Annotated in this window: 29 protein-coding genes and 1 tRNA gene; 7 read left to right on the forward strand and 23 right to left on the reverse strand. The window is 67.4% G+C overall.

The annotated features are described in order from the left end of the window. Positions 1-46: 46 nt before the first annotated feature. Entirely contained in the window at positions 47-775 is a 729-nt protein-coding gene (locus GU920_RS14535) for a heparan-alpha-glucosaminide N-acetyltransferase (protein WP_161767797.1), read from the reverse strand. A 225-nt stretch (positions 776-1,000) separates the two neighbouring features. Between GU920_RS14535 and GU920_RS14540 the strand changes: the two genes are divergently transcribed. Beyond that, entirely contained in the window at positions 1,001-1,804 is an 804-nt protein-coding gene (locus GU920_RS14540; protein ID WP_161767798.1) for a cobalamin-dependent protein, read from the forward strand. A gap of 23 nt (positions 1,805-1,827) precedes the next feature. Here the strand turns inward: GU920_RS14540 and GU920_RS14545 are convergent, their stop codons facing one another. Continuing rightward, positions 1,828-2,868 carry a GlxA family transcriptional regulator gene (locus tag GU920_RS14545; RefSeq protein ID WP_235933309.1) on the reverse strand — a complete coding sequence of 347 codons (1,041 nt, stop codon included), beginning with the start codon at positions 2,866-2,868 and terminating at the stop codon, positions 1,828-1,830. 18 nt (positions 2,869-2,886) lie between these two features. Then, on the reverse strand, positions 2,887-3,822 hold the full coding sequence (locus GU920_RS14550; protein ID WP_268894650.1) for a LysR substrate-binding domain-containing protein: 936 nt from the start codon (positions 3,820-3,822) through the stop codon (positions 2,887-2,889). A gap of 118 nt (positions 3,823-3,940) precedes the next feature. Between GU920_RS14550 and GU920_RS14555 the strand changes: the two genes are divergently transcribed. Then, positions 3,941-5,173 (forward strand): aminopeptidase P family protein, encoded by a 1,233-nt coding sequence (locus tag GU920_RS14555; protein WP_161767801.1) that lies wholly within the window; start codon positions 3,941-3,943, stop codon positions 5,171-5,173. A gap of 62 nt (positions 5,174-5,235) precedes the next feature. On the opposite strand, the gene GU920_RS14560 is transcribed toward GU920_RS14555, so the two are convergent. From GU920_RS14560 to GU920_RS14570, 3 genes are all read right to left on the reverse strand, one after another. After that, complete coding sequence (locus tag GU920_RS14560) at positions 5,236-6,156, reverse strand: calcium-binding protein (RefSeq protein ID WP_161767802.1); 921 nt, start codon at positions 6,154-6,156, stop codon at positions 5,236-5,238. A gap of 304 nt (positions 6,157-6,460) precedes the next feature. Beyond that, positions 6,461-6,536 (reverse strand) — tRNA-Thr (locus GU920_RS14565). Positions 6,537-6,585: 49 nt separating this feature from the next. Beyond that, positions 6,586-8,217, reverse strand: a complete 1,632-nt coding sequence (locus GU920_RS14570; RefSeq protein ID WP_394351566.1) for an ABC transporter permease — start codon at positions 8,215-8,217, stop codon at positions 6,586-6,588. Between the two features lie 119 nt (positions 8,218-8,336). Between GU920_RS14570 and GU920_RS14575 the strand changes: the two genes are divergently transcribed. Further along, positions 8,337-9,212 (forward strand): hypothetical protein, encoded by an 876-nt coding sequence (locus GU920_RS14575; RefSeq protein ID WP_161767803.1) that lies wholly within the window; start codon positions 8,337-8,339, stop codon positions 9,210-9,212. A 30-nt stretch (positions 9,213-9,242) separates the two neighbouring features. On the opposite strand, the gene GU920_RS14580 is transcribed toward GU920_RS14575, so the two are convergent. Further along, complete coding sequence (locus GU920_RS14580) at positions 9,243-9,497, reverse strand: DUF2312 domain-containing protein (protein WP_161767804.1); 255 nt, start codon at positions 9,495-9,497, stop codon at positions 9,243-9,245. 175 nt (positions 9,498-9,672) lie between these two features. Between GU920_RS14580 and GU920_RS14585 the strand changes: the two genes are divergently transcribed. Then, complete coding sequence (locus GU920_RS14585) at positions 9,673-9,888, forward strand: hypothetical protein (protein ID WP_161767805.1); 216 nt, start codon at positions 9,673-9,675, stop codon at positions 9,886-9,888. On the opposite strand, the gene GU920_RS14590 is transcribed toward GU920_RS14585, so the two are convergent. The 3 genes from GU920_RS14590 to GU920_RS14600 form a co-directional block, all read right to left on the reverse strand. Next, positions 9,885-11,702 (reverse strand): enoyl-CoA hydratase/isomerase family protein, encoded by a 1,818-nt coding sequence (locus tag GU920_RS14590; protein ID WP_161767806.1) that lies wholly within the window; start codon positions 11,700-11,702, stop codon positions 9,885-9,887. The two genes, GU920_RS14585 and GU920_RS14590, sit on opposite strands and share 4 nt — an antisense overlap. Before the next feature lie 96 nt (positions 11,703-11,798). Beyond that, a complete protein-coding gene (locus GU920_RS14595) occupies positions 11,799-12,029 on the reverse strand; it encodes a hypothetical protein (RefSeq protein ID WP_161767807.1) in 231 nt (76 codons plus the stop codon). A gap of 12 nt (positions 12,030-12,041) precedes the next feature. Continuing rightward, entirely contained in the window at positions 12,042-12,359 is a 318-nt protein-coding gene (locus tag GU920_RS14600) for a TraR/DksA family transcriptional regulator (RefSeq protein ID WP_161767808.1), read from the reverse strand. A gap of 204 nt (positions 12,360-12,563) precedes the next feature. Here GU920_RS14600 and GU920_RS14605 point away from each other — a divergent pair, with 204 nt between their 5' ends. Further along, positions 12,564-12,992, forward strand: a complete 429-nt coding sequence (locus GU920_RS14605) for a TIGR01244 family sulfur transferase (protein WP_161767809.1) — start codon at positions 12,564-12,566, stop codon at positions 12,990-12,992. Positions 12,993-13,014: 22 nt separating this feature from the next. On the opposite strand, the gene GU920_RS14610 is transcribed toward GU920_RS14605, so the two are convergent. From GU920_RS14610 to GU920_RS14655, 10 genes are all read right to left on the reverse strand, one after another. After that, complete coding sequence (locus tag GU920_RS14610; protein ID WP_161767810.1) at positions 13,015-13,920, reverse strand: FliM/FliN family flagellar motor switch protein; 906 nt, start codon at positions 13,918-13,920, stop codon at positions 13,015-13,017. Positions 13,921-13,976: 56 nt separating this feature from the next. Beyond that, positions 13,977-16,664: an ATP-binding protein gene (locus GU920_RS14615; protein WP_161767811.1), complete on the reverse strand. Its 2,688-nt coding sequence runs from the start codon at positions 16,662-16,664 to the stop codon at positions 13,977-13,979. 3 nt (positions 16,665-16,667) lie between these two features. Continuing rightward, positions 16,668-16,934, reverse strand: a complete 267-nt coding sequence (locus GU920_RS14620; RefSeq protein ID WP_161767812.1) for a hypothetical protein — start codon at positions 16,932-16,934, stop codon at positions 16,668-16,670. Next, a complete protein-coding gene (locus tag GU920_RS14625; protein ID WP_161767813.1) occupies positions 16,931-17,299 on the reverse strand; it encodes a response regulator transcription factor in 369 nt (122 codons plus the stop codon). The genes GU920_RS14620 and GU920_RS14625 overlap by 4 nt, the downstream gene beginning before the upstream one ends. 179 nt (positions 17,300-17,478) lie before the next feature. Continuing rightward, positions 17,479-18,843, reverse strand: a complete 1,365-nt coding sequence (locus tag GU920_RS14630) for a helix-turn-helix transcriptional regulator (protein ID WP_161767814.1) — start codon at positions 18,841-18,843, stop codon at positions 17,479-17,481. Between the two features lie 179 nt (positions 18,844-19,022). Next, positions 19,023-20,015 carry an ABC transporter substrate-binding protein gene (locus GU920_RS14635; RefSeq protein WP_161768105.1) on the reverse strand — a complete coding sequence of 331 codons (993 nt, stop codon included), beginning with the start codon at positions 20,013-20,015 and terminating at the stop codon, positions 19,023-19,025. A 43-nt stretch (positions 20,016-20,058) separates the two neighbouring features. After that, the gene (locus tag GU920_RS14640) at positions 20,059-20,904 is read right to left on the reverse strand and encodes an ABC transporter permease (protein WP_161767815.1); all 846 of its coding nucleotides are present in this window, start codon (positions 20,902-20,904) and stop codon (positions 20,059-20,061) included. Further along, positions 20,901-21,788 (reverse strand): ABC transporter permease, encoded by an 888-nt coding sequence (locus GU920_RS14645; RefSeq protein ID WP_161767816.1) that lies wholly within the window; start codon positions 21,786-21,788, stop codon positions 20,901-20,903. The genes GU920_RS14640 and GU920_RS14645 overlap by 4 nt, the downstream gene beginning before the upstream one ends. 10 nt (positions 21,789-21,798) lie before the next feature. Next, complete coding sequence (locus GU920_RS14650) at positions 21,799-22,134, reverse strand: hypothetical protein (protein WP_161767817.1); 336 nt, start codon at positions 22,132-22,134, stop codon at positions 21,799-21,801. Between the two features lie 132 nt (positions 22,135-22,266). Beyond that, the gene (locus GU920_RS14655; RefSeq protein ID WP_161767818.1) at positions 22,267-23,067 is read right to left on the reverse strand and encodes an ABC transporter ATP-binding protein; all 801 of its coding nucleotides are present in this window, start codon (positions 23,065-23,067) and stop codon (positions 22,267-22,269) included. A 96-nt stretch (positions 23,068-23,163) separates the two neighbouring features. On the opposite strand from GU920_RS14655, the gene GU920_RS19755 reads away from it, so the two are divergent. Then, on the forward strand, positions 23,164-23,289 hold the full coding sequence (locus GU920_RS19755) for a hypothetical protein (RefSeq protein ID WP_268894651.1): 126 nt from the start codon (positions 23,164-23,166) through the stop codon (positions 23,287-23,289). Positions 23,290-23,345: 56 nt separating this feature from the next. Then, on the forward strand, positions 23,346-23,765 hold the full coding sequence (locus GU920_RS14660) for a cupin domain-containing protein (RefSeq protein ID WP_161767819.1): 420 nt from the start codon (positions 23,346-23,348) through the stop codon (positions 23,763-23,765). A gap of 2 nt (positions 23,766-23,767) precedes the next feature. Here the strand turns inward: GU920_RS14660 and GU920_RS14665 are convergent, their stop codons facing one another. From GU920_RS14665 to GU920_RS14675, 3 genes are read right to left on the reverse strand one after another with little or no spacing between them, the layout of a single operon-like run. After that, complete coding sequence (locus GU920_RS14665; RefSeq protein WP_328799284.1) at positions 23,768-24,463, reverse strand: SDR family oxidoreductase; 696 nt, start codon at positions 24,461-24,463, stop codon at positions 23,768-23,770. A gap of 1 nt (position 24,464) precedes the next feature. Continuing rightward, positions 24,465-25,916, reverse strand: coding sequence for a dihydropyrimidinase (hydA, locus tag GU920_RS14670; protein ID WP_161767820.1), 1,452 nt, complete (start codon positions 25,914-25,916; stop codon positions 24,465-24,467). A gap of 15 nt (positions 25,917-25,931) precedes the next feature. Then, a complete protein-coding gene (locus GU920_RS14675) occupies positions 25,932-26,309 on the reverse strand; it encodes a PH domain-containing protein (protein WP_161767821.1) in 378 nt (125 codons plus the stop codon). Positions 26,310-26,342 lie beyond the last annotated feature (33 nt).

The raw sequence follows: 26,342 nt of genomic DNA on the forward strand, positions 1-26,342 counted from the left end.
GGTCAGACGACAGTTCCGCCGCGCCTGATCCCGGAATGATCCGCCCTCAGCCCAGCAGTTGCGTCCCCGCCCAGACCGCGCCGATCAGCACGGGTTGATGGACCAGATAGATCGCCAGCGAATGGCGCCCCGGCCAGGCCAGCCGCCGCAGCCACGGCCCCGCCGGCACCTGCGCCGCCCGCGCCCAGAGCCCCGCCCCCGCGGCCAGCCGCGCCACCCCCATCCCGGCCAGCAACGCGCCCAGCCAAGGAAAGACCGGCACGAAATCCACCGACAGCGGATGCGCCGCCGCCAGCCCGGTCCAGGCCAGCCAGCGGCTGTTCAACCCCTCCAGCGCCACGCTGCGATCCACCAGCACGACCGCCACCGCCAAGGCCAGCAGAACCACGCCCGGCAGCCGGATCACGGCAAGGCCCAGCAGGCTGCAGAGCGCGATGGAATGAAGGATGCCGAAATAGACAAAGGCCTGCGGAAAGGCGGCATAGGTCGCCCCTGACACCAGCACCGCCGCCGCCACCAGCTTGCCCAGCCGCCGCCAGACCCCCGGCCAGCGGATCGCACGCCCATGCGCCAGCACAAGGCTCACCCCGGCAAGGAACAGGAAAGACCCCGCCACCAGCCGCGCAAACACCGCCCATCCCCCCGTCACCGACGTGCCGGGCGGCAGATGGCCGAACATCTCCAGATCAAAGGTGAAATGGAACACCGCCATCCCGATCAGCGCGATGGTCCGGGCAAGGTCGATCACAACCAGCCGCGTCCCCGTCTCTTCCATCCCGCCCATCCTTGCCTTGCCTCTCCGCTCCAGCCCTTTCTGCGGACATTCCCCGCGCCCTGCAAGCGGCGCGCAGCCCCGCGCGCGCCCCGCTGCCAACCCCTTGCTGTGACCTTGGCCCGCACCCCGGCACGACCATTCGCAGATTGACATGCGCCCCCACCTGTGGCCCCATCAGGATCAGGGAACCGGAGAGGGGCCACCACAGGCCCCCGGATTATCAAGATGACATCCGATTACGCATACCACGGCCTCCCGGGGGCGCGGTCACAAAAGTCGCACACCGACCGTCGCTTCACCGCGGCCCGGGGCGATGTGGCGACCTTGGCGAGCGAGGCCCTCCAACGCGTCGCGCGCCGCGCCGTGGCCCTGCGCGAGGCGCGCGATCAGGGGGCGATCCACGATGCCGCCCGCAGCCTTGCCGAAGGCACGGATGAGGCGGCCTTCACCATGCTCGACCGGCTCGATGAGCCCAACCGCAGGCTCGACTGGTTCCTCGCCGAACGGCTCGGCCCCATCGCGCGCGAAATCGGCGCGCTGTGGAACAGCGAAGACATCTCCGCCCCGCAGGCCATGACCGCCGCATCGCGCATCTATTCCTACCTGCGCTACCGCCACCGCCCCGGCACGATCCCCGATCACGGCCTGCGCAAATCCGCGACCTTCGCGCTGGTGCCGGGCGACATGCACACCGTGGCCATCGCGGCCGCCGCCGATGTGTTCCGCGCCCGTGGCTGGGATGTCACCCTCCTGATCGGCTACACCAACGAAGAACTGACCGCGCATTTCCAGAACTCGACCGACCGCATCTTCGGCTTCGCCGCCGGATCGGCCGGGTCGCTGGAACAGCTGGGCCGCCTTGTCGTTGCCCTATCCGACCTGCGCCCCGAAGCATCGGTCCTCCTCGCCGGCCATGTCGCTGCGGACCCTTCCCCGCTCCTTGTCCTGCCGGGCGACGATTTCCACGATGCCGAACTTGAGGCGACCGTCCACTGGTTCGAAGCGCATACCCCCGCCCATGGCGATTGACGGGGGCCACGGCCCTACGCCAGTCACATGGGCGCACCATCGCCCTTGCGCTCAGCCGCCCCGCCGCCATGGCGGCTCGACAGCCGACGGGGCGACACGCCATAGCGCTGCCGGAACGCCTTGGTAAAGGTGTTCGTCGCATTGAACCCGCAGCCATAGGCCACTTCCGCCACGGGCATATCTGTCTCGGTCAGCAGCGCGCGCGCGCGTTCCAGCCGCAGCCCGTTCAGATACTGCTTGGGCGACATGCCGACATAGCGCTGGAACAACCGCTCCACCTGCCGCCGCGATACGCCCAATCCTTCCGCCAGCGCGTCGATCTCCACCCCCTGCTCAAGGTTCTCCTCGAACTGCCGGATCGCCGCCACCAGCACCGGATTGCGGATCCCCAGCGTCGAAGACAGCGACATCCGCTGCCGCAAATCCGCCGGTCGCTGCTGGCCGTGCAGGCACATCTTCAACACCGCATCCGCCAACCTGTCCCCGTAATTCTTCGCCACGATCTCGATGAACAGGTCCGTCGCCGCCGCGCCCCCCGCGCTGGTCAGGATGCGCCCGTCGATGCAGTAAAGCTGCTCCAAGGGCCGCAGATGGGCGAAGGTCTCCATGAAGGGCGGCAGGTTCTCCCAATGCAGGGTGAAACTGCGCCCCTCCAATATCCCCGCCTTGGCCAGCGCATAGGCCCCGGTACACAGCCCCCCCACCGTGCGCCCCTGCCGCCACTGCCCGCGCACCCAATCGGCCACCTTGCGGCTGGCCGATTTTTCGGGCTCAACGCCCGCGCAGACAAAGACCATGGCCTTGGGGCGCGTCTCGCCCAAGGGGCCATCCACCTGCAGCTTCACCCCGTTCGAACAGGCCACCGCCAACCCCGTCTCCGACAGCACCTCCCATTCGAACAGCACCTGCCCCGCCAACTGGTTGGCGATCCGCAAGGGCTCGATGGCCGAGGAAAAGGCGATCAGCGAAAAGTTCGGCAACAGCACAAAGGTCATGCGCAACGGCTCGCTCACCGGCGGCACCGCCACATGGGCCACGCCCTTGGGTATGAAATTCGCCGTCATCGCCCGCTCCATCCTGCCTTACCCGTTCCTTCCCCCCGTCGCCCCGTCCCGCGCGCCCGCATCCTCCCGCGCCGCATAGGCCCAGTCCCGAAAGGCCTGCGCCGCCTGCATCTGCGCGCCCTCCATCAACCGCCCCGTCACCAGATGATAGCCCCAATCCTCCATCACCGACACCTCCGACAGTTGCACCAGACGCCCCGCCTCCAGATCGGGCCGGATCATCGCCAGCGGACACAGCGCCACCCCCTGCCCCGCCAGCGCCGCCGCCCTGAGCAGGTTGAAATCCTCAAACACCGCCGCCCCCGTCCGCACCTCCGCCGTCATGGGCAAAGGCACGCCCGCGCGGCGGAACCATTCCGCCCAGCCGCCCGTATCGGTGTCATGCAGCAACCCCAGCGACAGATAATCCGAAGGCCGCTCCGCCCGCCTTCCCTGCAGCAGCGCGGGGCTGCAGACCGGCACGCTCGCCCCCGAAAGGAAGGGCTCCGCCCCCACACCCGCCCCTTCCAGCGGCCCCTTGGCAAAGACAAAGGCCAGATGCACATCGCGGTAATCCACATCCCGCCCATGCATGGCATAGATCACGCGCAACTCCACCTCCGGATGCGCCGCCCGGAACCCCGCCAGCCGCGGGATCAGCCAGCACACCGCCACCGACGGGATCGCCGCGATCACCAGTGGCCCCGCCCGCAACCCCGCCCGCGCCCGGTCGCAGGCCGCCTCCATCTCGGCCAGCGACAGGCTCACCGCCCGCGCCAGATCCTGCCCCGCAGGCAGCAGCCGCGGCCGCCCCCCCGCCCGGTCAAACAGCGGCGCGCCCAGCCATTCCTCCAGATGCCGCACCTGATGGCTGACCGCCGACTGCGTGACAAAAAGTACATCCGCCGCCGCCTTGAACGATCCCGTCCGCACCACCGCCTCGAACGCACGCAAGGAATTCAGGGGAATCTGCATCAAAGACACCCATCCGTCGAATGAGATTTTCTCACACATCGCATGAGAAACCCTCTTTTGACAATCGCCCCCATCCCCCCGACCCTGCGCCGCAATCCGCCAAGGAAAGGGACAGCCCATGCAGCGCGAAAGACTTCAGGATTACACCGGCAACGGGGCCCGCCCCACGCCGACATTCAGCGACTCCGAGATGCAGCGCCGCCTCGATGCCATCCGCGCCGTGATGGCCGGGCTCGATATCGACGCCGCGCTCTTCACCAGCTACCACAACATCAACTATTACAGCGATTTCATGTTCTGCCAGTTCGGCCGCCGCTACGGCCTGCTGGTCGATCACGCACTCTCCACCTCCATCTCGGCAGGCATCGACGGCGGCCAGCCATGGCGGCGCACCTTCGGCGGGCGCAACGTCACCTATACCGACTGGCAGAAGGACAACTATTTCCACGCCATCCGCCAACTCACCGGCGGCGTGAAACGGCTCGGCATCGAATACGACCACATCACCCTCGACACGCTGGCGCTCCTCAAGCACGAATTCCCCCATATGGAATTCGTCGATATCGCCGCCCCGGCCATGCGCCTGCGGATGATCAAATCGGCCGAAGAAATCGCCCATATCGAAAAGATGACCCGCATCGCCGATATCGGCGGCGCCGCCTGCGTCGAGGCCGCACAGGTCGGCGTCCCGGAACATGAGGTCGCGCTTCATTCCACCGCCACCATGGTGCGCGAAATCGCCCGCATCTGGCCGGATGGCGAACTGATGGACACCTGGACCTGGTTCCAGTCCGGCATCAACACCGACGGCGCGCATAACCCCGTCACCTCGCGCCGCATCCAGCGCGGCGATATCCTGTCGCTCAACTGCTTCCCGATGGTCGCGGGCTATTACGTCGCCCTCGAACGCACGCTCTTTGCCGAAACCGCCACCGACGAACACATCCGCCTGTGGGACATCAACTGCAAGGTCCACGACCGCGGCAAGGAACTGCTGGTCCCCGGCAACCGCTGTTCGGATATCGCCAAGGAACTCAACGAACTCTACGCCGCCGAAAACCTGCTCCAATACCGCAGCTTCGGCTATGGCCACAGCTTCGGCGTGCTCTGCCACTACTATGGCCGCGAGGCGGGGTTGGAGCTGCGCGAAGATTGCGACACCGTGCTGGAACCCGGCATGGTCGTCAGCATGGAGCCGATGATCACCATCCCCGATCACCTGCCCGGCGCGGGCGGCTACAGGGAACACGACATTCTGGTGATCACCGAAAGCGGGAACCGCAACATCACCGGCTTCCCCTACGGTCCCGATCACCTGATCGTCGGCAACCGGGCCAAGGCGGCGGAATAATCTGCAGGCGCGACGGGCAGGCGGGGGCCATGGCATCATGGCCCCCGCCGACTTTGCCGGTTCTACAGCAGGAAATCCTGCTCGGTCAGCACAAGCAGCGCATTCACGCGGATCACCGCCTCGGCCCGCGCGTCGCCATCCACATCAATCTCGATCAGCGTATGGTCGAAATACGAACCATTCAGATCAACCTGCCGGAACCGGATTTCCCCCGCAGTTGCGCTGCCAAAGCGGTCAGTCCCGACGAACAGGAACGCATCATCCGCACTGGTCCCCGCAAAGGCATCAATCGCCCGCAGGTCAATCACATCCTGCCCCTGCCGGAAGTCGATGATCTCATCCGGCAATTCGGATGGCCTGACCATGTCGCGCATGGATTCAAAGACAAATCGGTCATTGCCGGCGTTGCCCGACATGAAATCGCGTCCCTGACCGCCGATCAGAACATCCGCGCCCTGACCGCCGAACAGCCAGTCCGCGCCCGCGCCGCCGATCAGCCGATCCCGCCCGTCATCGCCGCGCAGCGTATCATGCCCGCCCCCGCCGTTGATCGTGTCGTTCCCGTCATAGCCCAGCAGGAAATCCGCCCCGAACCCTGCCGTGATCCGGTCATTCCCCGCGATCAAGAGGTTATACAGCGCGACCGAGTTCCCCTCTGCCAGCGTCTGCGAAAACGTGGTCGCCGGAATGTTCAGACCGCTGATCGAAGCGGCGGTCACCCCCGTGGACAGCACCGCTTCCAGCCCAGTGATCCGCCCCCCCGTAATGGCACTGACATCACCGAACGAGTCAAAGCTATAGGTCAGCCCGACACCCAGAAAGGACAGCGTCAGGTCCGAATAGTTCAGGGTAAAGCGGGTCGGGCTCGTTGTTTCGAACTGGCTCTCAAAGATGATGTCAACAAAAGCCTCCCGATCCGACAGCATGTCGAAACTCTGCCAATCCGGATTGCTCTGGCTGGGGGTAAAGGTCACACGCGCCATGATGATGTCCTCTCAAGGCCTACCATACTCAACAAATCGCCACCGCCCCGATGGGCGCAGACCCCACCTGTGTGCCACAACCCCAAGGCGCAAAACAACCGCAAAGACATACCCCCGCCGGCCCCCATCGGCCCCAAGGCAACGCATGGTTAACGCGCGCTTTCCCCGGCGCGCGTATGCACGCCCTGCTGAACGCTTTCCTGAATGCTTTCCGGCACGCCCGAACCCCGGCCCCGCCCCGAATTTACGCAGCGCCCGCAGTCCCTTGCCACGCCCGCCCGCAGCCCGACGATGAAAGGGAAAATGGTGCCCCCAGAGGGGCTCGAACCCCCGACCCCCTGATTACAAATCAGGTGCTCTACCAGCTGAGCTATAGAGGCACACCACCGCCCAGATAGCCCCTTTCCGCCCCCCGCGCAAGGCGGCGGCTCAGGCCCGGTTCGCCCGCGCCAGCAGCGCCACCGCCACCAGCCCCACCGCCATCACCACCAGCGCTGCAGGTGCGGCCTCGCCCAGCCGCTCCAGACTGGCCAGCTCATAGACCCGCGTCGCCAAGGTGTTGAAATTGAACGGGCGCAGCAGCAGCGTCGCGGGCAATTCCTTGACGCAATCCACAAACACCACAAGCAGCGCCGTGGCCACCGATCCCCGCATCATCGGCAGATAGACCGCCGTCAGCGTGCCGCCCGCACTGCGGCCCAGCGACCGCGCCGCCATGGGCAGGTTCGGCGACACCCGGCCAAAGGCCGCATCCGCTGCCCCCTGCGCGATGCCGAAGAAGCGCACGACATAGGCCAGCACGATCGCGGCCGACGTGCCCGTCAGGATCAGCCCGGGATCATACCCGGTCACGGTCAACACCGCATCGGCTACGCGATTGTCCAACGCCGCCAAGGGGATAAGCAGCCCCAACGCCAGCACCGCCCCCGGCGCAGCATAGCCAAGCGTCGTCAAGGGCAGCACCACCCGCGCCACGCCCCGCCCCGCCATCCGCACCGCATAGACCAGAAACAGCGCCGCCCCCACGGTCAGCACCGCCGCCGTGCCGCCCACGATCACCGTATTGACCAGCGCCGCCATCAACCCCGGCGCCACCCAGACCTCAAGGTTCGACAGCGCGTGATCCAGCATCACCGCCACCGGCAGCACGAAGCCGAACCCGAAAGGCACCAGACACAGCCCCGTCGCCACCCAGCACCGCCAGCCGCGCAATACCGCGCGCTCCACCGGCCGCCCCGACCGGCCCATGCGGTGGAACCGCGCATTGCGCCGCCCCGTCCGCTCCAGCGCCACCAGAAGCAGGATCAGCATCAGGATCACGCCCGCAATCTGCGCCGCGCCCCCGGCATTGTTGCCGTTCAGCCAGGTCGAAAACACCCCCGTGGTCAGGGTCTGCACCCCGAAATAGGCCACCGTCCCGTAATCCGCGACCGTCTCCATCAGGGCCAGCGCCACCCCCGTGGCGATCGCGGGCCGCGCCAGCGGCAGTCCCACCCGCAAGAACACCCCCCACGGCCCCGCTCCCAAGGCCCGCGCCACCTCATAGGCACAGCCCGACGTTTCCCGAAACGCCGCCCGCGCCAGCAGATAGACGTAAGGATACAGCGCCGCCGACAGCACAAGCACCGCCATCTCGCGCGACCGCACCTCGGGGAACCAGTAATCCCGCGCGCTTTCCCACCCCATCATCGCCCGCAAGGCACCCTGCAACGGCCCGGCATATTGCAGGAAATCCACCAGCGCATAGGCCCCCACATAGGCCGGGATCGCCAGCGGAAACAGCAGCGCATGGTCCAGCCAGCGCGACCCCGGAAAGCGGAACATCGTCACCAGCCACGCCGCCCCCGTCCCGACCAGCGCGGTCAGCAGGCCCACCCCGGCCATCAGATACAGTGTCGTGCCAAAGTAACGCGGCAGTACGGTTGACAGCAGATGCGGCCAGATGTTCTCGGTCGGGTGCAGGGCGATCCAGACCACCGCCACCATCGGTGCCAGCACCACAGCCGCGATCACCAGCGCGCCCAGTGACCACAGGTCCGGCCGCGGCCACCGTCGCGCCATAGGTACTTGACTGTTTTGCTCGGTCATCATCGGCGCCCGGACTATCCGAAACCAGTTCCCCTGTCCAGAAAAGCCCGTATAGTCTGCGTCAAAAGACGGCAGCGAGCAGTTCAGTCCACATGCGTATCGTTTACCACCTTGGCGCCCATTGTACGGATGACGAAAGGCTCATCCGCTGCCTCTGGAAGAACCGTGAAACCCTGTCATCGCAGGGGATCATCGTCCCTGCGCCCACCCGCTATCGCGCGCTGCTGCGGGATACGGCCGTCACGCTGAAGGGCCGCGCTGCCAGCCGCGACACGCAGGCCGTGGTGCTTGACCAGATCATGGAAGTGGAACGCGCCGATCGGCTGATCCTGTCCTGGGACAATTTCCTCAGCTATCCGCAATGGGTGATCCGGTCGCATCGGCTCTACCCCGCAGCGGCCGAACGCATCCGCGCCTTCACTCAGATCTTCCCCGAGATCGAGGCCGAATTCCACATGGCCATCCGCAACCCGGCCAGCTTCCTGCCCGCGCTGCACAACAGCCTGCGCGGCAAGTCGATGGACGAGGTGATGGGCGGCGCCGATCCGCGGGATGTCAGCTGGTTCCGCCTTGTCGAAGAGGTCCGCACCCTGAACCCCGACGCCAGCCTCACGATCTGGAGCGACGAAGACACCCCCCTCATCTGGCCCGAGGTTCTTCAGGCCGTCTCGGGCCACGCGCCGGGCACCGTGCTCACCGATACCGAAGATCTGCTGGCCGATCTGATGTCGCCCGACGGGATGGAACGGATGCGCGCCTATCTGCGGGCCAATCCGCCATCAGGCCCCACGCAAAGGCGGCGGATCGTGTCCGCCTTCCTTGACAAGTTCGCCCTGCCCGAACGGATCGACATGGAGCTTGATCTGCCCGGCTGGGACGAAGACCTGATCGACGCGCTCACGGAAAACTACCGCCGCGACATCGCCCAGATCCGCACCGTGCCGGGCGTCACCTATATCGACCCCTAGCTGGCCGCCTGCCGGCGGGCGGCGCCCGGCTCAGCTCATGCCAAGCGCGGCCTTGTACATCTCCAGCACCGCTTCTTCCTCGGCGATCTCATCGGGCTTGCGCTTGCGCAGCGCCACGACCTTGCGCAGCACCTTGGTGTCGTAGCCGCGCCCCTTCGCCTCGGCCATCAGCTCTTTCTGCTGCTCCGACACGTCCTTCTTTTCCGCCTCAAGCTGTTCATAGCGTTCGATGAACTGACGCAGCTCGTCGGCGGTCACATTGTAGGCATCGGTCGGGTCGCTCATCCTTGGCCTCGTGCTGATACGGAAAAATCGAAGCCCCTCCCTACCCTGCCTTCGCCACGGGTTTCAAGCCGCCGCCGCGCCAGTGCGCGATCGGCCCAACCCTTCGGCCCAACCCTCTTGTCCGCCACTCCGCCTCAGGCTAGGACCGCGCCGGGGCAGATACGGAGCAGGCAGCATGGATTACGTGATCTGGGGCGGGGCCGCGCTGACGGTGATCGGCATCCTCGGGCTGGTGTGGTGCATCGTGCTGGCCGTCCGGGCCAAACGGTCCGGCTTGCCCGATGATCAGGTCAAGGCGCAATTGCAACAGGTGGTTGCGCTGAACCTCGGGGCGCTGGCCGTCTCGGCCCTTGGCCTCATGCTGGTCATCGCAGGCGTCATCCTCGCCTAGGCGCCCGCGATCCCGCGCCCCTCGGCGATCAGCCGGTCCAACAGCGGGGCCGGCGTAAACAGGCCCGGCGCCTCATGCGCCCAGAGCCGCAGGTCACGGCGCAACACGATCAGCCCACGCTGATCGGCCTGATGCATTGGCCCCCCGGTCCAGCGCGCCACGATGCCCGCCGCGATGGCCACCGCATCCACCGTATCGCCGTCGCGGGCCGTGCCCGCCTCCATCAGGCGCGCCCCGGCATTGGCCAGCGCCCCGAAACAGCGCCGCGCCACCGCCTCTTCAGCCGGCCGCGCGGCACCTGCCCGCCCCTCGCCCGCGATCCCGGCAAGGGCCAGCCCCTGCGCGATCAAGGCGCGCGGCACCCCGCGCCCCTCCAGAAAGGCCACCGTATCGGCCAGCGCCGTGGCCAGCGCCACCGCTACCGGCCCGCCCGCACCCACCGGCAGCACCGCCCAGCCCAGCCGCCGCCCCAAGGCCACCGCCTGCGCGGCGCGGGCGGGTGCGGCGCCCCCGTTCAGCACCGTCTCATCCAGCACCATCTCGGCCAGCGGTGCGTCCTGCATCACCAGGGACAGCGGCACCGCCCCCTTGGGCGCAGGCACCCCCAGCGCCAGCACAGCCCGCGGCGCGCCCAGCACGAGATCGGGCCGCGTGGTCAGCACGACCTCGGCCTCGCCCAGCCGGTCGCCGCCCACGACCGGCACCAGCCGCGCCCAATCGGCATCGCGTGCCTCGGGCGTCATGCGCCCGGCCTGCACGGCGGCCTCCTGTCCCGCAGCGACCTGTTCCAGCGCAGCAACCAGCGCCGCCTTGGACGGATCCGCCAACTGCACCGTCATCCCGGCCTGCAAGGCCTGCAGCGCGATCCCCACTGCATCGCCCGTCGCGCCCCAGATCGCCAGACGCTGCGGCATGGCCACCGTTCCCAGCGCGGCCAGCGCCGAAGGCATCCGCCGCGCCGCACGCTCGGCCCGGAAGGCGTGGCGCAACCCCTTGGCCTCGGATGTGTCCGACAGATCCTCATGGGCCGCTGCCTCAAAGGCCAGGCCCTGATCAAAGGGCAAAAGCAGCGCCGCCTCGACGCAATCCACGATCCGCACGGGCGCCGGCAGCCGCCCGCCCCGCTGCGCGCCGCGCGCCGCGGCGATGGCGGCGCGATAGGCCGCCACATCGCGAAACCCGTCCCGCACCTCGTCCGTGCGCCGCCAGACGCCCCCCTGCATCCGCTGTTCGGCCAGCGCCCGCGCCGCAGCGCGCGCCGCGGCCACAGGTTCGGCCGTCACCACCCGGTCGATCACCCCGATGGCCAGCGCCTCGGCCGCGCCCAGAACCCGCCCCGTCAGCAGGATGTCCAGCGCCGCCGCCCCCACCAGCCGCGGCAGGCGCTGCGTCGCCCCCGCCCCTGGGCATAGCCCCAGGATCACCTCGGGCAGCGCGATCTGCGCCGTCTCGTCGGCCAGCCGCAGATGCGCGGCCAGCGCAAGCTCGGCCCCCGCGCCAAGGGCAGGCCCCTGCAGCAGAACCACCACCGGACAGGGCATATCCTCGATCCGGCGGCACAGGGCGCGCAGCGCAGCGACGCCCTCGCCCGCGGCCGCGCCTGTCTCGGCCAGATCCGCCCCGGCCGAGAAGACCCCGCCCTCGCCCCGGATCAGAACCGCACCCACACCCTCCAGCCCGGCCAGATCAAGGGCATCGTTCAACGCCCGGCGCAAACCTGCGTCCAGCGCATGCACCGGCGGATGGGCAAAGGCGATGTCCAGCACCGGCCCCACGCGCCCGATCCGCAGCAACTGCCCCGTGCCCTCTGCCATGCCCACCCGCGCCTCGCCTGTTTCGGCGGATTAAGCCCTGTGGACACGGGCTTGGCAATGGTGCGCCTGCAGGGCGGGGGCGGGTCGCGCTGTCCGTCAGACCGGCATGTTGTCGAACCCGGCCTCCCGCGCCGCCTCATCGTCGCGCGCCCGCGCTTCGTCCGCAGCCGCGCCCGGGGCCCGTGCGGCTGGCGGCAGCACATGGGCCAGCGCCTCCATCTCGGCCCGCAGCAGCGCCAGCCCCATGGCCTGACCCGCTGCCATTGCTTCGACCGCCTCTCCTACAAGGGCGGCCATATCCGTCGGCGCCGCTCTGTCCTTGGTCATCTTAAGCCCCCCTCAGCCCGCGCAGCGGCGGCACAGCGGCGTGAAGGGCAGCGCGTCAAGGCGGGCCTCGGCGATCGGCGCACCGCATTTGGCGCAGATGCCATACTCACCCTCCGCCATGCGCTGCAGCGCCGCCACGATCATCCGGCTTTCCTGCTGCGCGTTCAGGCCAAGGCTTTCCAGCACCTCATCGCCCTCCCGCTCGGTGGCAAGGTCTTCCCAATCCTTGGCCTCATGCGAATCAAGTTCGGCCTCGATGCCCGCCAATCTTCCGCGAAGATCGGCCAGCCGGGCCTCCATCTGCGCCTTTCGCATCTGCACTGACGTCATCGCCTGTCCTCCCCATGCTGCAGATCGCAGTCTGCACCTTTCCGCCCCGCCGACCTTGACCTCGATCAAGGCCTTGCCGTTTCATCGGCCACGCGGATATGGTCGCGCGGGCGGCGCCTGACGCCGGATGCGACGCGCGGTCCCGCGCCTCTGTCCGGCCGCACCGCCCCGGCCCGCAGGCCGCCCCTGACCGAGGAGAAACCGATGGATATCCGCGCCTTGACGCCAACCTATGCCGTGTCCCCGCAGATCGACCCTGCCGATCTGCCCGCGATCAAGGCGGCCGGATATGCGGTGATCATCGACAACCGCCCCGATGGCGAGATCCCGCCCGACCTGCACACCGAAGTGATGCGCCGCGCGGCCGAGGCGGCGGGTCTGACCTTCGTCGCCAATCCGGTGATCAGCGGGGCGCTGACCATGGACAACGTCACCGCCCAGCGGGCGGCGATCGACGCGGCCAGCGGCCCGGTCTTCGCCTATTGCGCCAGCGGGAACCGCTCCTCCGTGGTCTGGGCGCTGGCCCATGCGGGGCGGCTGCCCACGGATGATCTGATCGGCATCCCGGCGCGCTTCGGCTATCAGCTGGAACATCTGCGCCAAACGCTGAACGGGCTCGCCCAGCAGGGCTGACAGCGTTCCGCCCGCCCGGGGATCAGCGCCGCTCCACCCGCGCGGGCACGGGTGCGGCGGGCAAGGCGGGCGCCTCCGCCTCGGCCACCAGCCGGATTGCGCGCAAACTGCCGTTGCGGCCCAGCTTTCCCGTCGCCACCCGGCGCCCATCCAGCCCCTCGATGAAGACGCGCGCAATATCGGCGCGCGGCAGCGCAAGGTCTTGGCCCACCTGCAACTCCATCACCGCGCCCAGCGGCAGCGTCAGCCGGATCAGCACGGCCTCAAGCCGCGCCTCGGCCCCGCCCACCTGCTGCGCCAGCGCCGCCGTGAAATCCCCATCCGCCACCACGGGCGCCAGCATCCCGCCCACCGCCCGCCCCTCCGGGAACGCCAGCAGCACCGCGCCCTGCCGGGCGCCCGCCGCGATGTCCACCTCGGCCGCCAGCAGGCGGTAAGGCACATCCTCCAGCAGCAGCGACAGCCCCCGCGCCCCGTCCACCGTGGCGGCAAAGCGGAAGCCGCGCGCCAGATCGGACAGCCCCGCCTCATTCGCCCCCGCCTCAAGCGCCGTCAGCGCGCGATCCAGAACCGGGGCCAGCAGCGCAGCATCGGTCCGCGTCGGGCGGCGTGCGCCGCCGCGATCGGCCGGGGTGATGACACCGGTCGTCATCGCCTCGACCATGCCCGCCATCAGGGCCGCGTCCAGCACGGCCACACCCGTGGCCTCCCCCGCCCCTTCATCCAGCGCGCAGATAAGCGCCATTTCGGGCAGCATCTCGGCCAGTTCGCCCAGACTGCGGCGTTCCAGCCGAAACCCCGTGATCCGCAGGGGAACCCCCATCTCGTCCTGCACCGCCCGTGCAAGGGCAAGCGACCAGATCCGCTCCGCCGCTTCCGAATCCATCGCCAGCAACGCGTCCGCGCGCTTCATCCGAACCAAGGCCATTCGCCGATCCCGCACCTGTTTTCGCCACAGCTTCGGTCAGAACCGCCAAGAAAAGGTTAAGCCGCCTTCTGTTCCAGTCGCAGCGGCAAGGTCACCCGAAAGGCCGCGCCGCCCTGCCCCGGCAAATAGCCGATGGTCCCGCCCAGATTGGCCATCACCTCGCGGCAGATCGCAAGGCCAAGCCCCGCCCCGCCGGCCCGCGTCTGATCGGTCAGGCGCGCGAACTTCTCAAAGATGATCGCCTGGCTCTCCTTCGGGATCCCCGATCCGTTGTCCGCGAAATCCACCGACACCCGCCCCGCCCGCTGCCGCACCGTGATCTTCAACTCGGGCGCTGCAGCATCACAATATTTCCGCGCGTTCGAGATCAGGTTGATGAACACCTGCACCAGACGGTCGGCATCGGTCCGCACGAACAGGTTTTCCGATGGCAGATCGCGATGGATGATGAAGATGCGTTCGGGCCGCGTATGGCTCGCCGCCGCCAGCGCCCTGTCGATCAACTGCTGCAGGTTCGCCAGCCCAAGGTTCAACTGCACCGATCCGTTTTCAAGCACGCTCAGATCCAAGAGATCGTCCAAGAGCCGCGTCAGGCGGATCGCCTCGTCATGGATGATGCGCCCGTAATGCGCCACCATCTCGGGCGGCAGATCGCCCTCGGTCAGGATTTCCGAAAAAGCGCGGATGGATGTCATCGGCGTGCGCAGCTCATGGCTGATCTGGCTCAGGAAGGCATCCTTCTGCACCGAAAGCTGGGTCAGCTTTTCGTTCGCCTCGCGCAACTGGCGCGCGGTGCGGGTCAGTTCCTCGCGCTGGCTTTCCAGTTCGGCCGAATACTCCATGATCTGGGCCGTCTCATTGGCCACCGCCATCAGATCCTCGACCGAAACCGTCGCCCGCCCGACGATCTGGCTGATCATGGCATGGGCCGTCGCGGCCCCCACCGATCCGGCCAGCCGCCGCTCCAGCCCCGCCACGAAATCGGGCGTCGCATCGGGCAGATAGCCCTCCTTGCCCTGCGCCCGCGCCTCGGCGGCAAAGACCGCCAGCGCCGCCTCCTTGCCAAGGATGCGCTGCGTCATCACCAAAAGCGCCTCGGGCTCCGCCCGCCCCCGCGCCCATCCCTGCGGCCCGGCCGTCTCGGTGTCAAAGACGTTGACGAAAGCCGCGCCCTGCATCCGTTCCACCGGCCCGGGGAATGTGAACAGCGACACCACGCAGAAGCCGGCCGTATTCAACGCCAGCGACCAGATCAGCGCATGCAGCAGGGGATCCATCCCCTCCACCCCGAACAGCGCCTGCGGCCGCAGCCAGCCGATCCCTGCCGGGCCCTGTTCGAACACCGCCACCGACAAGGCCGCCCCCGGCCCCAAAGATGGCAGATAAAGCGTATAGGCCCAGACGACAAACCCCGTCACCAGCCCCACCACCGCCCCGGCTCGCGTCGCCCCCCGCCAGTAGAGCCCGCCCACCAGCACCGGCAGAACCTGCGCCACACCCACAAAGGCGATCAGCCCGATCGACGCCAGCGCCGTCGATCCCCCTGACAGCCGATAGTAAAGATAGCCCAGCGTCAGCACCGCCACGATGGCCAACCGCCGCGACAGGATCACGATCCGCCGCACATCCCCCGACATCGCCGCCTTGGGCCGCAGCCGCAGCCAGATGGGCATCACCACATGGTTCGACACCATGGTCGCCAGCGCGATGCTTTCCACGATCACCATCGACGTGGCGCTGGAAAAGCCGCCCAGAAAGGCCAGCATCGCCAGCGCGCCCTGCCCTTCGGCCAGGGGCAGCGTCAGCATGAACATGTCGGGGTTGGATCCTTCGGGCATCCGCTCCAGCCCCATCACCGCGATCGGCACGATGAACAGGCTCATCAGCATCAGGTAAAGCGGGAAGGCCCAGCTTGCCCGCGCCATGTGGCGCTCTTCCCCGTCCTCCACGATCATCACCTGAAACATGCGCGGCAGGCAGATCACCGCCGCGCCTGCCACGAAGATCAGCCCCGCCCATCGCCCCGGCATCAATTCCCAATCCGCGATGGCCGAGGCGTCGATCCGCGCCATCATCTCTCCCGGCCCGCCAGCCAGCCCCCAGACGACAAAGATCCCCACCGCCAGCAGTGCCGCCAGCTTCACCACCGCCTCCACCGCGATGGCCAGCACCACGCCGTGATGCTGCTCCTTTGCGTCCAGATTGCGCGTGCCGAACAGAATGGTGAACAGCGCCAACCCCCCCGCCACCCAGATCGCGGTGGAATCGCGGTCCGGCAGCGCCCAGCCTTCGGGCGTCTCGCTGGCGAAGACGCCAAAGGACAGGGTCACCGATTGCAGTTGCAGCGCGATATAGGGCGTCGCCGCGACCACCGCGATGACCGTCACCACCACGCCCAGCAGGTTCGACTTGCCAAACCGGGATGAGATCAGGTCGGCAATCGACGTCACCCGCTGCTGCCGCCCGATCACCACCAACTTGCGCAGCAAAAGCCACCACCCCACGAAGACCAGTGTGGGGCCCAGATAGATGGTCACGAACTCCAGCCCCGACCGCGCCGCATAGCCCACCGCGCCGTAAAAGGTCCACGCCGTGCAATAGATCGACAGCGACAGCGTATAAATCAGCGGCGACCGCAGCCACCCGATCCGCCCCATCGAAGCCCGCCGTTCGGCCACGAAGGCCACGGCGAAGAGAAACGCCACATAGGCTAGACAGGACAGGACCAGCAGATCAAAGGGCATCGTCTAGCGCTCCTCGCCCTCATCGCCCGCGCTATCCTCGGCCAACCCCGGCGCCATCAGCGCGGCCACAAGGACCAGCACGATCCAGACCGCGAACAGATACAGACCATCGGTCGCGGTGTCGGCCTCGGCGGTTTCACCCGGCGACCACAGGATCGGCAGCAGAAACAGGAACAACCCCAGCACCGGCAACATCCGCGCCCCGTCGCGCAGACGCCGCTTGCGATAGCTGCCGCGCTTCAGGAACAGGGGCGCCCGCGTGCGTTTCATCGTGCCAGCAACGCGCGCACCGAAGCCAGCATGTCGGCATTCGAAAAGGGCTTGGTCATGAACCGGTCCACACCCGCCTGCTCCGCCGCCTCGCGGTCGCGCCCCTGACCCTTGGCCGTCAGCATCAGCACCGGCACGGCCTCGGTCGCGGGATCGGCCCGGATCGCCTTGACCACATCCAGCCCCGAACAGCCCGGCAGCATCAGATCGACGATCACCAGATCGGGACGATCCGCCCGCACCGCCTCGGCCGCGCCCAGCCCATCGGCAAGGGTCGCCACCTGACAGCCATCCCGGTTCAGGATGAACCAGATCGCCTCGGCAATGTTGGGCTCGTCCTCGATCAGCAGGACACGGCGCGCCATTCCACTTTCCCCTCCCCTTCGGCCTCGGTCCGTCTGACGCGTCCCTGCTCTCCCGCCGCGCCTCCGCGCCGGATCCGGCCTTCCCGCGACGATGCGCAATTCCGCACGCCCTGTCAAAGGCGCGATGCGGACCAAGGGGGGGCCGACCGGCCACCCGCCCCCGCAGCGTTCCCCCGCGCTCAGCCGATATCGCCCACGATCGAAGGCTCCCGCCGCGCGGGACAGCCGCCCCGGGCGCAGATCCGGCAACTCGTCCCCACCTCCAGCGCCCTGCCCCCCAGGGCCCCGGCTCCGCCCCCCAGCGGCCAGATCAGCATCCCCGCCTCGCGCAACTCCACCCCACCCACGCCATCGGGATGGCGCAGATCGCACCAGGCCAGCGCGCGGAACCGCCGCGCCCCCCGGCCTGCCGTCACCACATCCCACAACACCGGGCTTCCCGGACGGGCCAGCGCGGCAAACAGCGGCCAAAGCGGGCAGGCCGCCCCGAAACGCGGCACGGCAAACCCCTCGGCCGGCTTGCGAAAGGTCAGCGTCCCCGACCCGTCACACAGAACCAGACCCGCCGCCGACCCCGGCATCAGCGCCAGCCGTCGCAACACCGCCACGACCGAAATCCCCGCCTGCCGCGCCAGCAGCACGGGATCGGGCGGCTCTGCCACGCCCGCGCCTGCGGTCTGCAACACCGCCAGGGGCAGCGCCCGTGCCTCGCCAGCCGCGCGTTCCAGCCAGGCCGCGGCCAGAACCCGCGCCGCAGCCGAAAGCGCCCGCACCCCGTCCGGCTCCGCGTCCGCCGCCTCCCCCGCCGCCACGCCGTCCCGCGCCCCGACATCCGGCTCCAGTTCCGGCAGATGCCAGCCGCGCCCGGCCAGCCATGCCTCGAACTCCTCCTGCGGGGACACGATCCCCTGCAACCCCTCCTGACCCGCACCATCCAGATAGGCCACAAGCGCCTCGGACCCCGCCGCCAGCCGCTCGCTATCGGCAAACAGGTTGCGCAGGAACCGCTCCCGCCACGCCGGCGCGATCTCGCCCGGCTCGGCCAGGATCTCGGCCGTCGACCGCACCGAAGACACGGCCGACAGAACCTCATGCAGCGAGGCCGACAGATGCGGATCGTGCGTCATGCGGTCATTCAGCGCCTCCACCGCCCGCTCCAGCCCCGCCGCCCGCCGCTCCAGCGCGACCACCACCGCCGCCCAGCCGGGAAAGCGCCCGGCAAACTCTTCCACCCGGTCCAACTCGGCACCGCCCGCCGCGCCCGCCCCCGCGCCAGCACCGCCCCCGGCCCCCGCCCGTGCTGCAGCCGCCCGCAAATCCTCCAGCAGCGCCCCGCCCGCCCCATCCTGCAGCGCGGCAGCAGGCAGCCCCAGCACGCCCGACAGCGCCTCCAGCACCTCCACCGTCACCCGCCGTCGGTTATGTTCGATCAGATTGAGGTATGACGCCGACACCCCCGCCGCCTGCGCCACATCCGCCTGCCGCAGCCCCAGCGCCAGCCGCCGCTCCCGCAGCCGCGTCCCCGTCAGCGCCGAAATCGGCATCTCCGCACGCCCCCCCAAAGCAGGGCCGCAGATTTACAAAGCGATGAAAACTTTACAACCGCCGTTTCACCTTGGCCCAAATACCCAAATGCAACGCCCCCCGTCCCCGACGGACGAAACAGAAAGGGCGCGCACAGGCCCCTGCCCATGCGCGCCCCCCGTCTGGGCCGGTTAGGCGATTACTGCAGCGCCTTGTCCGTGATCGCCGTGGTAAAGGCCCCCGCATCCGGCGCCTTGGTGATGGCCGGGTTCTCCGGGCTCACCGCCGCCAGCAGCGCCTCCACCGTCGCGTTGAAATCGGCCGGGTCCAGCGCCCCGTTCGATCCGGCGGTGAGCTTCGCCACCTCGCCCATCATGTAGGTCTGGTGCTCCAGCGTCTGCAGACCGGTCTGGTCGGCATCCACCACGATCTGCGCGGCCTCCGCCGGGTTCGCCTCGGCATATTTCCAGCCCTTCATCGAGGCGCGCACGAACCGCACCATCTTGTCCTCGAAGGCCGGGTCCTTCAGGCTTTCCTCCAGAACGTACAGCCCGTCCTCCATCACCTTCACGCCCTGCTCGCCATAAGAGAAGAAGGTCAGCTGTTCCGGCGTCAGCCCGGCATCCAGCACCTGACCATATTCGTTATAGGTCATCACGCTGATGCAGGCCGCCTGCCCGTTCAGAAGCGCCTCCACGTCGAAGGCCTGCTTCAGCACGGTCACACCGCCCTCGCTGCCATCTGTGGCAAGGCCCAGCTTCGCCATCCAGGCGTAGAAGGGATATTCGTTCCCGAAGAACCACACCCCCAGCGTCTTGCCCGGGAAGTCGGCGGTCGATTCCACGCCCGCATCCTTGCGGCAGACAAAAGACAGGCCCTGATTCTTGAACGGCTGCGCGATGTTGACCAGCGGCACACCCCGCTCCCGCGCGGCCAGCGCGGCGGGCATCCATGTCGTGATGACATCCGCGCCACCGCCCGCGATCACCTGCTCGGGCGCGATGTCCGGCCCGCCCGGCAGGATCGTCACGTCAAGGTTCTCCTCGTCATAGAACCCCTTCGCCTCGGCCACGTAATAGCCGGCGAACTGCGCCTGCGTCACCCATTTCAGCTGCAGCCGCACCTGATCCTGCGCATGCGACGCTCCCGCCGCCATCAGCGCCATCAGCGCACCCGCCACCAAACCCTTCATCATGTGTCCGACCTCCATGTCGCCAGTTTGACTTGTTTCTTCATTATCCCCGCACTCTCTGGGAGGGGTGCCAGAACGTGACCCGTCTTTCGATCATGGCCACGAAACCGTAAAACAGCGTGCCCGACAGGGCTGCCACGAAAATCTGCGCCCAGACCATCGGCAGCGCAAGCGATCCGACAGCGGTCGAGATGCGAAATCCCATCCCCCGCGTGGGCGAGCCGAAGAATTCCGCGACGATGGCCCCGATCACCGCAAGGGTTGTGGCTATCTTCAGACCGTTGAAGATGAACGGCATCGCACTCGGCAGCCGCAGCTTGAACAGCGTCGTCCAATAGCCCGCCGCATAGGTCCGCATCAGATCGCGGTGCATCCGGTCCGCTGCCGTCAGCCCGGCCACCGCATTGACCAGCACCGGGAAGAAGACCATCGCAAAGACCACCGCCGCCTTCGACTGCCAGCCAAAGCCGAACCACGTCACCATGATGGGCGCCACGCCCACGATGGGAAGTGCTGCGACAAAATTCCCCACCGGCAGCAATCCCCGCGTCAGCAGGGGCGACCGATCCACCAGCACCGCCACCACCAGCGCCGCGCCGACGCCCATCGCATAGCCCGAAAAGGCCCCCTTCACGATGGTCTGGACGAAATCCCCCCACAGCAGGCCCAGATTGGCCCCCACCGTCGCCATCACCACGCTCGGCGCAGGCAGGATCACCTCGGGCACGCCAAAGGCCCGCACCGCCCCTTCCCACAGCGCCAGCACCGCCAGACCGAACAGGACCGGCGGCACCAGCGCCACGATCCGCCCCCGCGCGCGCCGCGCGATCCACACATTCGCGCCCCAGGCCGCGATCCAGAAGACAATGGCCAGCCACAGCCCGCTCATGCCCGAACCCCCATCGCCCGGTCCGCCGCCCGCTGCAGCGCGCCCACCCCAAGGATCAACAGCCCCGCCACCAGCGCCGCCGCGAACAGCGACGCCCACATCAGCAAGGGCTGGCCGAACTGGCTCGCCACCAGCATCCGCGCGCCAAGCCCTTCCACCGCCCCGGTCGGCAACTCACCCACGATGGCCCCCACCAGCGCCGCCGCGATGGCCACCTTCAGCGACGCAAAGAAATAGGGCATCGACGCGGGCAGCCGCAGATAAAGGAAACTCTGCCAGCCGCTCGCATTCCACGTGGCCAGCTGGTCCAGCTGCATCGCATCCGGGCTGCGCAACCCCTTCACCATGCCCACCAGCACGGGGAAGAAACTCAGATAGGCGCTGATGATCGTCTTCGACACCAGCCGGTTCTCCAACCCCAGCGCCTCACCCAGGCTCAGCGTGTTGGACAGCACCACGATCATCGGGGCCAGCGCCACGATCGGGATGGTCTGGCTGATCACCGCCCAAGGCATCACGGTCATCTCCATCACCCGGAAATAGACGATGCCCACCGCCAGCGACACGCCCAGAACGATCCCCAGCGCAAAGCCCGCCAGCGTCGCCTCCAGCGTCACCCAGCCGTGATAGACAAGGCTCCGCTTCGACGTCACCGCCTGCCCGGCGATCCCGTCCCACAAGGCGGCGGCCACCTGATGCGGCGCGGGCAGCATCGGGCGCTCCAGCGCCATGGTCGCCGTGACCAGTTCCCCAAAGCCCACCGTGCGCCCGTCGCGGCCGGCCTGATCCTGGACCCAGGCCGCATTCTTCCACACCGTGCAGATGTACCAGATCACCACAATGATCCCCAGCACGACCAGAACGGGAACCGTCTTGCCCTTCATCGTCCCGCCCTCACCCGCGCGCGCCCTGCGGCCAGGCGATCAGGGCCACCGCCACGATCCCCAGCACCACGCCCGCCGCCTGCATCCCCGTCAACCGCTCGCCGAACCACAAGACCCCGATCAGCGCCAGCGCCACCAACTGCACCACCCACGATATCGCCACCGCCAGCGCCAACCCGCTTTCCCGCATCAGCCGCACCATCATCAGGTTGCCCACCAGAAAACAGCCCAGCGCCAGCGCCAGCGTGGGCCACGCCCCCGATCCCGCATAGGCCCGCAGCACAGAATTGGCCGCGATGAAGGCCAGCATCGCACCGCCCAACCAAATCAGCAGCGCCCCGCTCACGCCACACCCCCTGCTTCATCTTGGCCCAAATACCCAAACGCGCCGATGCCCCGACGCACCACGCCGCAGGTCATGCGCCCTCTCCCTCCCCCGGCACGGGGGAGGGTCGGGGAGGGGGTCAAGCGCCCCACCTCACACCTCATCGCCATGCCCCGCGCGCAAACCCTCGCGCACCCGATGCGCGATCTCGATGAATTCGCGGCTGTCGCGGATGTCCAGGGGCCGCTCCTTCGGCAAGGGGCTGTCGATCACATCCGTGATCCGCCCCGGCCGCGGGCTCATCACCACGATCTTGGTGGACAGATACACCGCCTCGGGGATCGAATGGGTGACAAAGCCGATGGTCTTGCCCGTCGCCGCCCAGAGCTTCAGCAATTCCTCGTTCAGCCGGTCCCGCACGATCTCGTCCAGCGCGCCAAAGGGTTCGTCCATCAACAGGATATCGGCATCAAAGGCCAAGGCCCGCGCGATGCTCGCCCTCTGCTGCATCCCCCCCGACAACTGCCACGGAAACTTCTTCCCGAACCCCTTCAGTTCCACGAGGTCGAGCACCCGCTCCACCCGGCGCGCCTGCTCGTCCTTGTCAAACCCCATAATCTCCAAGGGCAGCCGGATATTGCCCGCGATCGTCCGCCACGGATAAAGCCCCGCCGCCTGAAACACATAGCCATAGGCGCGCTTCATCCGCGCCTCGTCGGGCGTCATCCCGTTCACGGTCAGGCTTCCCCCCGTGGGATGCTCCAGCGCGGCCACACAGCGTAGGAAGGTGGTCTTGCCGCAGCCCGACGGCCCAATGAAGGACACGAAATCCCCCCGGTTCACCGTCAGGTTCACATCCTTCAGCGCATGGACCGGCCCATCCCCCGTCTGGAAGGTCAGGTTCAACCCCTTCGCCTCGATCACCGGCGCGCCCGTGTTCAACGTATCCTTCATCCCACCTGTTCCCCGGCACACGCCCGCGCACCGTCATGAAATCTTCGCGCCGCCGTGGCACCCTTCGCCTGCGCCCCAAAACGGACCCCCACGCCCATGCCCGGCACACTCGCCTTCGCCCCCACGCCCGAGGATCTGGAAGATGACCTCTTCTCCGTCCCCGTCCTCACCTTTGCCCCGCCCCTGACCGATGAGACGGCGGAAGAAGAAGAACAGGGCTGACGCCCACCCCCGCCCCGTGCCATCCTGCCGCGGTCCACAGACCGGAGCCTTTCGCCATGACCAGTGACACCCGTCCCCCCTGCCGCAAGCTGCGCCCCTCGGCCGATCATACCTATGCCGGCAAACAGGGGTTCAGCTATTTCGAAGGCATCGCCCGCGAAACGACCGGCGCCCACGCCATCTGCATGCACCTCCTGACCATCCCGCCGGGCGGCCGCGCCAAGGCACACAAGCACGCCACGCACGAAACCGCGATCTTCATGCTGGAAGGCACCACCACCATGTTCTGGGGCGACGCGCTCGAACATCGGATGGAGGTAGAGGCCGGCGATCTCCTCTACATCCCCGCCGACATGCCGCATCTGCCCTTCAACCCCGGCCCCGGCCCCGCCCGCGCCGTCATCGCGCGCACCGATCCGCATGAACAGGAAAGCGTGATCCTGCTGCCGGAGCTTGAGGCGCTGGTCGCGGACTGACCTCATACCGACCTCGTCAATCCGCCATCGACGCGCAGGTTCTGCCCGGTGATATACCCCGCCCCGTCCGAGGCCAGGAAACCCACCACGGCGGCAATCTCCGCCATCGTGCCATAGCGGCGCATCGGCACCATCGCCGCGCGCTCCTCCGTCCCCGGCAGGCTGTCGATCCAGCCCGGCAGCACATTGTTCATCCGGATATTCGCCGCCGCATAGGTATCGGCGTAGATCTTGGTGAATGCCGCCAGCCCCGCCCGCGCGACCGCGCTGGTGGGAAACATCGCGGATGGCTCAAAGGCCCAGGCGGTGGAGATGTTGATGATGGCCCCCCCGCCCTGCGCCTGCATGATGGGCGTCACCAGCCGCGTCGGGCGCACCACGTTCAGGAAATACACCTCCTGCCCGCGCATCCAATCCTCGTCCGTGATGTCCAGAAGCGCCCCGCGCGGCCCGTGGCCTGCACTGTTCACCAGCACATCCACCCGCCCCCAGCGCGCCATCGCCCCATCCACCAGTGCCTGCAGATCAGCGACCGACTGATTGGATCCCGTCACCCCGAACCCGCCCAGCGCCGCCCCCAGGGCCTCGCCCTTGCCCGACGAAGACAGGATGCCCACGGCAAACCCGTCCTCGGCCAGCTTGCGCGCCGCAGCGGCCCCCATGCCGCTGCCCCCTGCGGTGACGAGGGCGACCTTCACATCACACCCCCGTCGCCGGAATACCCGTCCGCACCACAGGGCGCGGCGCGGTCAGGTCCTTCCACTGGCTCAGCGCCCGGTTCACCGCAGGCCGCGCCTCGCGCCCGACGAATTTCCCGTGCCCTTCCTGCGTCTTGACCGCCCCGTCATCCACCGCAACCTGCCCCCGCGTCAGAACATAACGCGGCAGCCCCTTCACCTTCTGGCCCTCGAACACGTTGTAGTCGATCGCCGATTGCTGGGTGCTCGCCGAGATGACCTTCTCCTTCTCGGGGTCCAGCACCACCAGATCGGCATCCGCCCCCACCAGCACCGCCCCCTTCTTCGGGTACAGGTTCAGGATCTTGGCGATATTGGTGGACGTCACCGCCACGAACTCATTCGGCGTCAGCCGCCCCGTCCCCACTCCATGCGTCCAGAGCATCGGGATACGGTCCTCAAGGCCGCCCGTCCCGTTCGGGATCTTGGCGAAGTTGCCCACCCCGAACCGCTTCTGCTCGGTCGTGAAGGCGCAGTGATCGGTGGCCACCACCGACAGCGACCCCGACATCAACCCCGCCCAGAGCGACGCCTGATGTTCCTTATTGCGGAAGGGCGGGCTCATCACGCGCCGCGCGGCATGGTCCCAATCGGGATGGAAATACTCGCTCTCATCCAGCGTCAGATGCTGGATCAGCGGCTCCCCCCACACCCGCTTGCCCGCCGCCCGCGCGCGCCGGATCGCCTCATGCGCATCCTCGCAAGAGACGTGGACGACATACAAAGGTACGCCCGCCATATCGGCGATCATGATGGCGCGGTTCGTGGCCTCGCCCTCTACCTGCGGCGGGCGGGAATAGGCATGGCCCTCCGGCCCGGTATTGCCCTCGGCCAAAAGCTTCGCCGTCAGTTCCGCCACCACATCGCCATTCTCGGCATGCACCATGGCAAGCCCGCCCAGATCGCCCACGCGACGGAAGGACGAGAACAGCTCGTCATCATTCACCATCAAGGCGCCCTTATAGGCCATGAAATGCTTGAAAGAGGTAATCCCCGCTTTCACGCTGTCGGCAATGCCCTCCCAGACCTTCTCGCCCCACCATGTCACCGCCATGTGGTAGGAATAGTCGCAATTCGCCCGGCCCGATTTGTTGTGCCACATCTGCGCGGCATCCATCAGCCCCTGCCCCTGCCCCGGCAGCACGAAATCCACCACCATCGTCGTCCCGCCCGACAGCGCCGCCCGCGTCCCGCTCTCGAAATCATCCGCGCTATAGGTGCCCATGAAGGGCATCTCCAGATGCGTATGCGGATCGATCCCGCCCGGCATCACATAGCAGCCCGTCGCATCCAGCTCCGTCCCGCCCTTGAGGCCCTGCCCGATCTCGGTGATCTTCCCGTTCTCGATCCGCACATCGGCCTTGTAGGACAGGTCGGCGGTCACAACGGTGCCGTTCTTGATGATGGTGGTCATGGTACGCCCCCGTTTCTATCGCTTGACTGTCTTTTCGGACATCAACTGGACTATTCCCTTGATGTCAGTTCCCTTCAGAAACTCAAATTCAACCATACCCATCCCAGACAACCAAACCTTAAACTCAGCGTCCAAGTCAAAGCTTCCAGCACTTTCGCAAGAAAACGCAGTGATGGCGGAGAACGAAATTGACATATACTCTTTCTTTCGACCTGTAATTCCTTGAGGGTCAACGGTAATGAGCCTGCAATCGGTCAATAGCAGCACATCCCTAATGGATTTAAACTCCATTATAACATTTTCACCCGGAAGGAGCATGTACTCGTAAAGATCCTTACTCTCACCAACTTTTCTTGGCGAAAGTGCGATTATTTTTTTGCCATCCCAACCCAATCTCTTAATCTCCTATGCAGATAAACTGGAACA

The sequence above is a fragment of the Paragemmobacter ruber genome (genome assembly GCF_009908315.1).
Lineage (GTDB): Bacteria > Pseudomonadota > Alphaproteobacteria > Rhodobacterales > Rhodobacteraceae > Paragemmobacter > Paragemmobacter ruber.

What these genes read in the sequence shown, in the direction of transcription:
- GU920_RS14640 (WP_161767815.1), bottom strand. Translation starts at nt 20,904, where the DNA reads ATGAGCGGGCTGTGGCTGGCCATTGTCTTCTGGATCGCGGCCTGGGGC.
- GU920_RS14545 (WP_235933309.1), bottom strand. Translation starts at nt 2,868, where the DNA reads ATGACGGCGAATTTCATACCCAAGGGCGTGGCCCATGTGGCGGTGCCG.
- GU920_RS14645 (WP_161767816.1), bottom strand. Translation starts at nt 21,788, where the DNA reads ATGAAGGGCAAGACGGTTCCCGTTCTGGTCGTGCTGGGGATCATTGTG.
- GU920_RS14605 (WP_161767809.1), top strand. Translation starts at nt 12,564, where the DNA reads ATGGATATCCGCGCCTTGACGCCAACCTATGCCGTGTCCCCGCAGATC.
- GU920_RS14590 (WP_161767806.1), bottom strand. Translation starts at nt 11,702, where the DNA reads ATGGCAGAGGGCACGGGGCAGTTGCTGCGGATCGGGCGCGTGGGGCCG.
- GU920_RS14635 (WP_161768105.1), bottom strand. Translation starts at nt 20,015, where the DNA reads ATGAAGGGTTTGGTGGCGGGTGCGCTGATGGCGCTGATGGCGGCGGGA.
- GU920_RS14580 (WP_161767804.1), bottom strand. Translation starts at nt 9,497, where the DNA reads ATGAGCGACCCGACCGATGCCTACAATGTGACCGCCGACGAGCTGCGT.
- GU920_RS14585 (WP_161767805.1), top strand. Translation starts at nt 9,673, where the DNA reads ATGGATTACGTGATCTGGGGCGGGGCCGCGCTGACGGTGATCGGCATC.
- GU920_RS14540 (WP_161767798.1), top strand. Translation starts at nt 1,001, where the DNA reads ATGACATCCGATTACGCATACCACGGCCTCCCGGGGGCGCGGTCACAA.
- GU920_RS14570 (WP_394351566.1), bottom strand. Translation starts at nt 8,217, where the DNA reads ATGGCGCGACGGTGGCCGCGGCCGGACCTGTGGTCACTGGGCGCGCTG.
- GU920_RS14575 (WP_161767803.1), top strand. Translation starts at nt 8,337, where the DNA reads ATGCGTATCGTTTACCACCTTGGCGCCCATTGTACGGATGACGAAAGG.
- GU920_RS14615 (WP_161767811.1), bottom strand. Translation starts at nt 16,664, where the DNA reads ATGCCCTTTGATCTGCTGGTCCTGTCCTGTCTAGCCTATGTGGCGTTT.
- GU920_RS14625 (WP_161767813.1), bottom strand. Translation starts at nt 17,299, where the DNA reads ATGGCGCGCCGTGTCCTGCTGATCGAGGACGAGCCCAACATTGCCGAG.
- GU920_RS14535 (WP_161767797.1), bottom strand. Translation starts at nt 775, where the DNA reads ATGGAAGAGACGGGGACGCGGCTGGTTGTGATCGACCTTGCCCGGACC.
- GU920_RS14630 (WP_161767814.1), bottom strand. Translation starts at nt 18,843, where the DNA reads ATGCCGATTTCGGCGCTGACGGGGACGCGGCTGCGGGAGCGGCGGCTG.
- hydA (WP_161767820.1), bottom strand. Translation starts at nt 25,916, where the DNA reads ATGACCACCATCATCAAGAACGGCACCGTTGTGACCGCCGACCTGTCC.
- GU920_RS14620 (WP_161767812.1), bottom strand. Translation starts at nt 16,934, where the DNA reads ATGAAACGCACGCGGGCGCCCCTGTTCCTGAAGCGCGGCAGCTATCGC.
- GU920_RS14600 (WP_161767808.1), bottom strand. Translation starts at nt 12,359, where the DNA reads ATGACGTCAGTGCAGATGCGAAAGGCGCAGATGGAGGCCCGGCTGGCC.
- GU920_RS14560 (WP_161767802.1), bottom strand. Translation starts at nt 6,156, where the DNA reads ATGGCGCGTGTGACCTTTACCCCCAGCCAGAGCAATCCGGATTGGCAG.
- GU920_RS14660 (WP_161767819.1), top strand. Translation starts at nt 23,346, where the DNA reads ATGACCAGTGACACCCGTCCCCCCTGCCGCAAGCTGCGCCCCTCGGCC.
- GU920_RS19755 (WP_268894651.1), top strand. Translation starts at nt 23,164, where the DNA reads ATGCCCGGCACACTCGCCTTCGCCCCCACGCCCGAGGATCTGGAAGAT.
- GU920_RS14610 (WP_161767810.1), bottom strand. Translation starts at nt 13,920, where the DNA reads ATGGCCTTGGTTCGGATGAAGCGCGCGGACGCGTTGCTGGCGATGGAT.
- GU920_RS14655 (WP_161767818.1), bottom strand. Translation starts at nt 23,067, where the DNA reads ATGAAGGATACGTTGAACACGGGCGCGCCGGTGATCGAGGCGAAGGGG.
- GU920_RS14555 (WP_161767801.1), top strand. Translation starts at nt 3,941, where the DNA reads ATGCAGCGCGAAAGACTTCAGGATTACACCGGCAACGGGGCCCGCCCC.
- GU920_RS14550 (WP_268894650.1), bottom strand. Translation starts at nt 3,822, where the DNA reads ATGCAGATTCCCCTGAATTCCTTGCGTGCGTTCGAGGCGGTGGTGCGG.
- GU920_RS14595 (WP_161767807.1), bottom strand. Translation starts at nt 12,029, where the DNA reads ATGACCAAGGACAGAGCGGCGCCGACGGATATGGCCGCCCTTGTAGGA.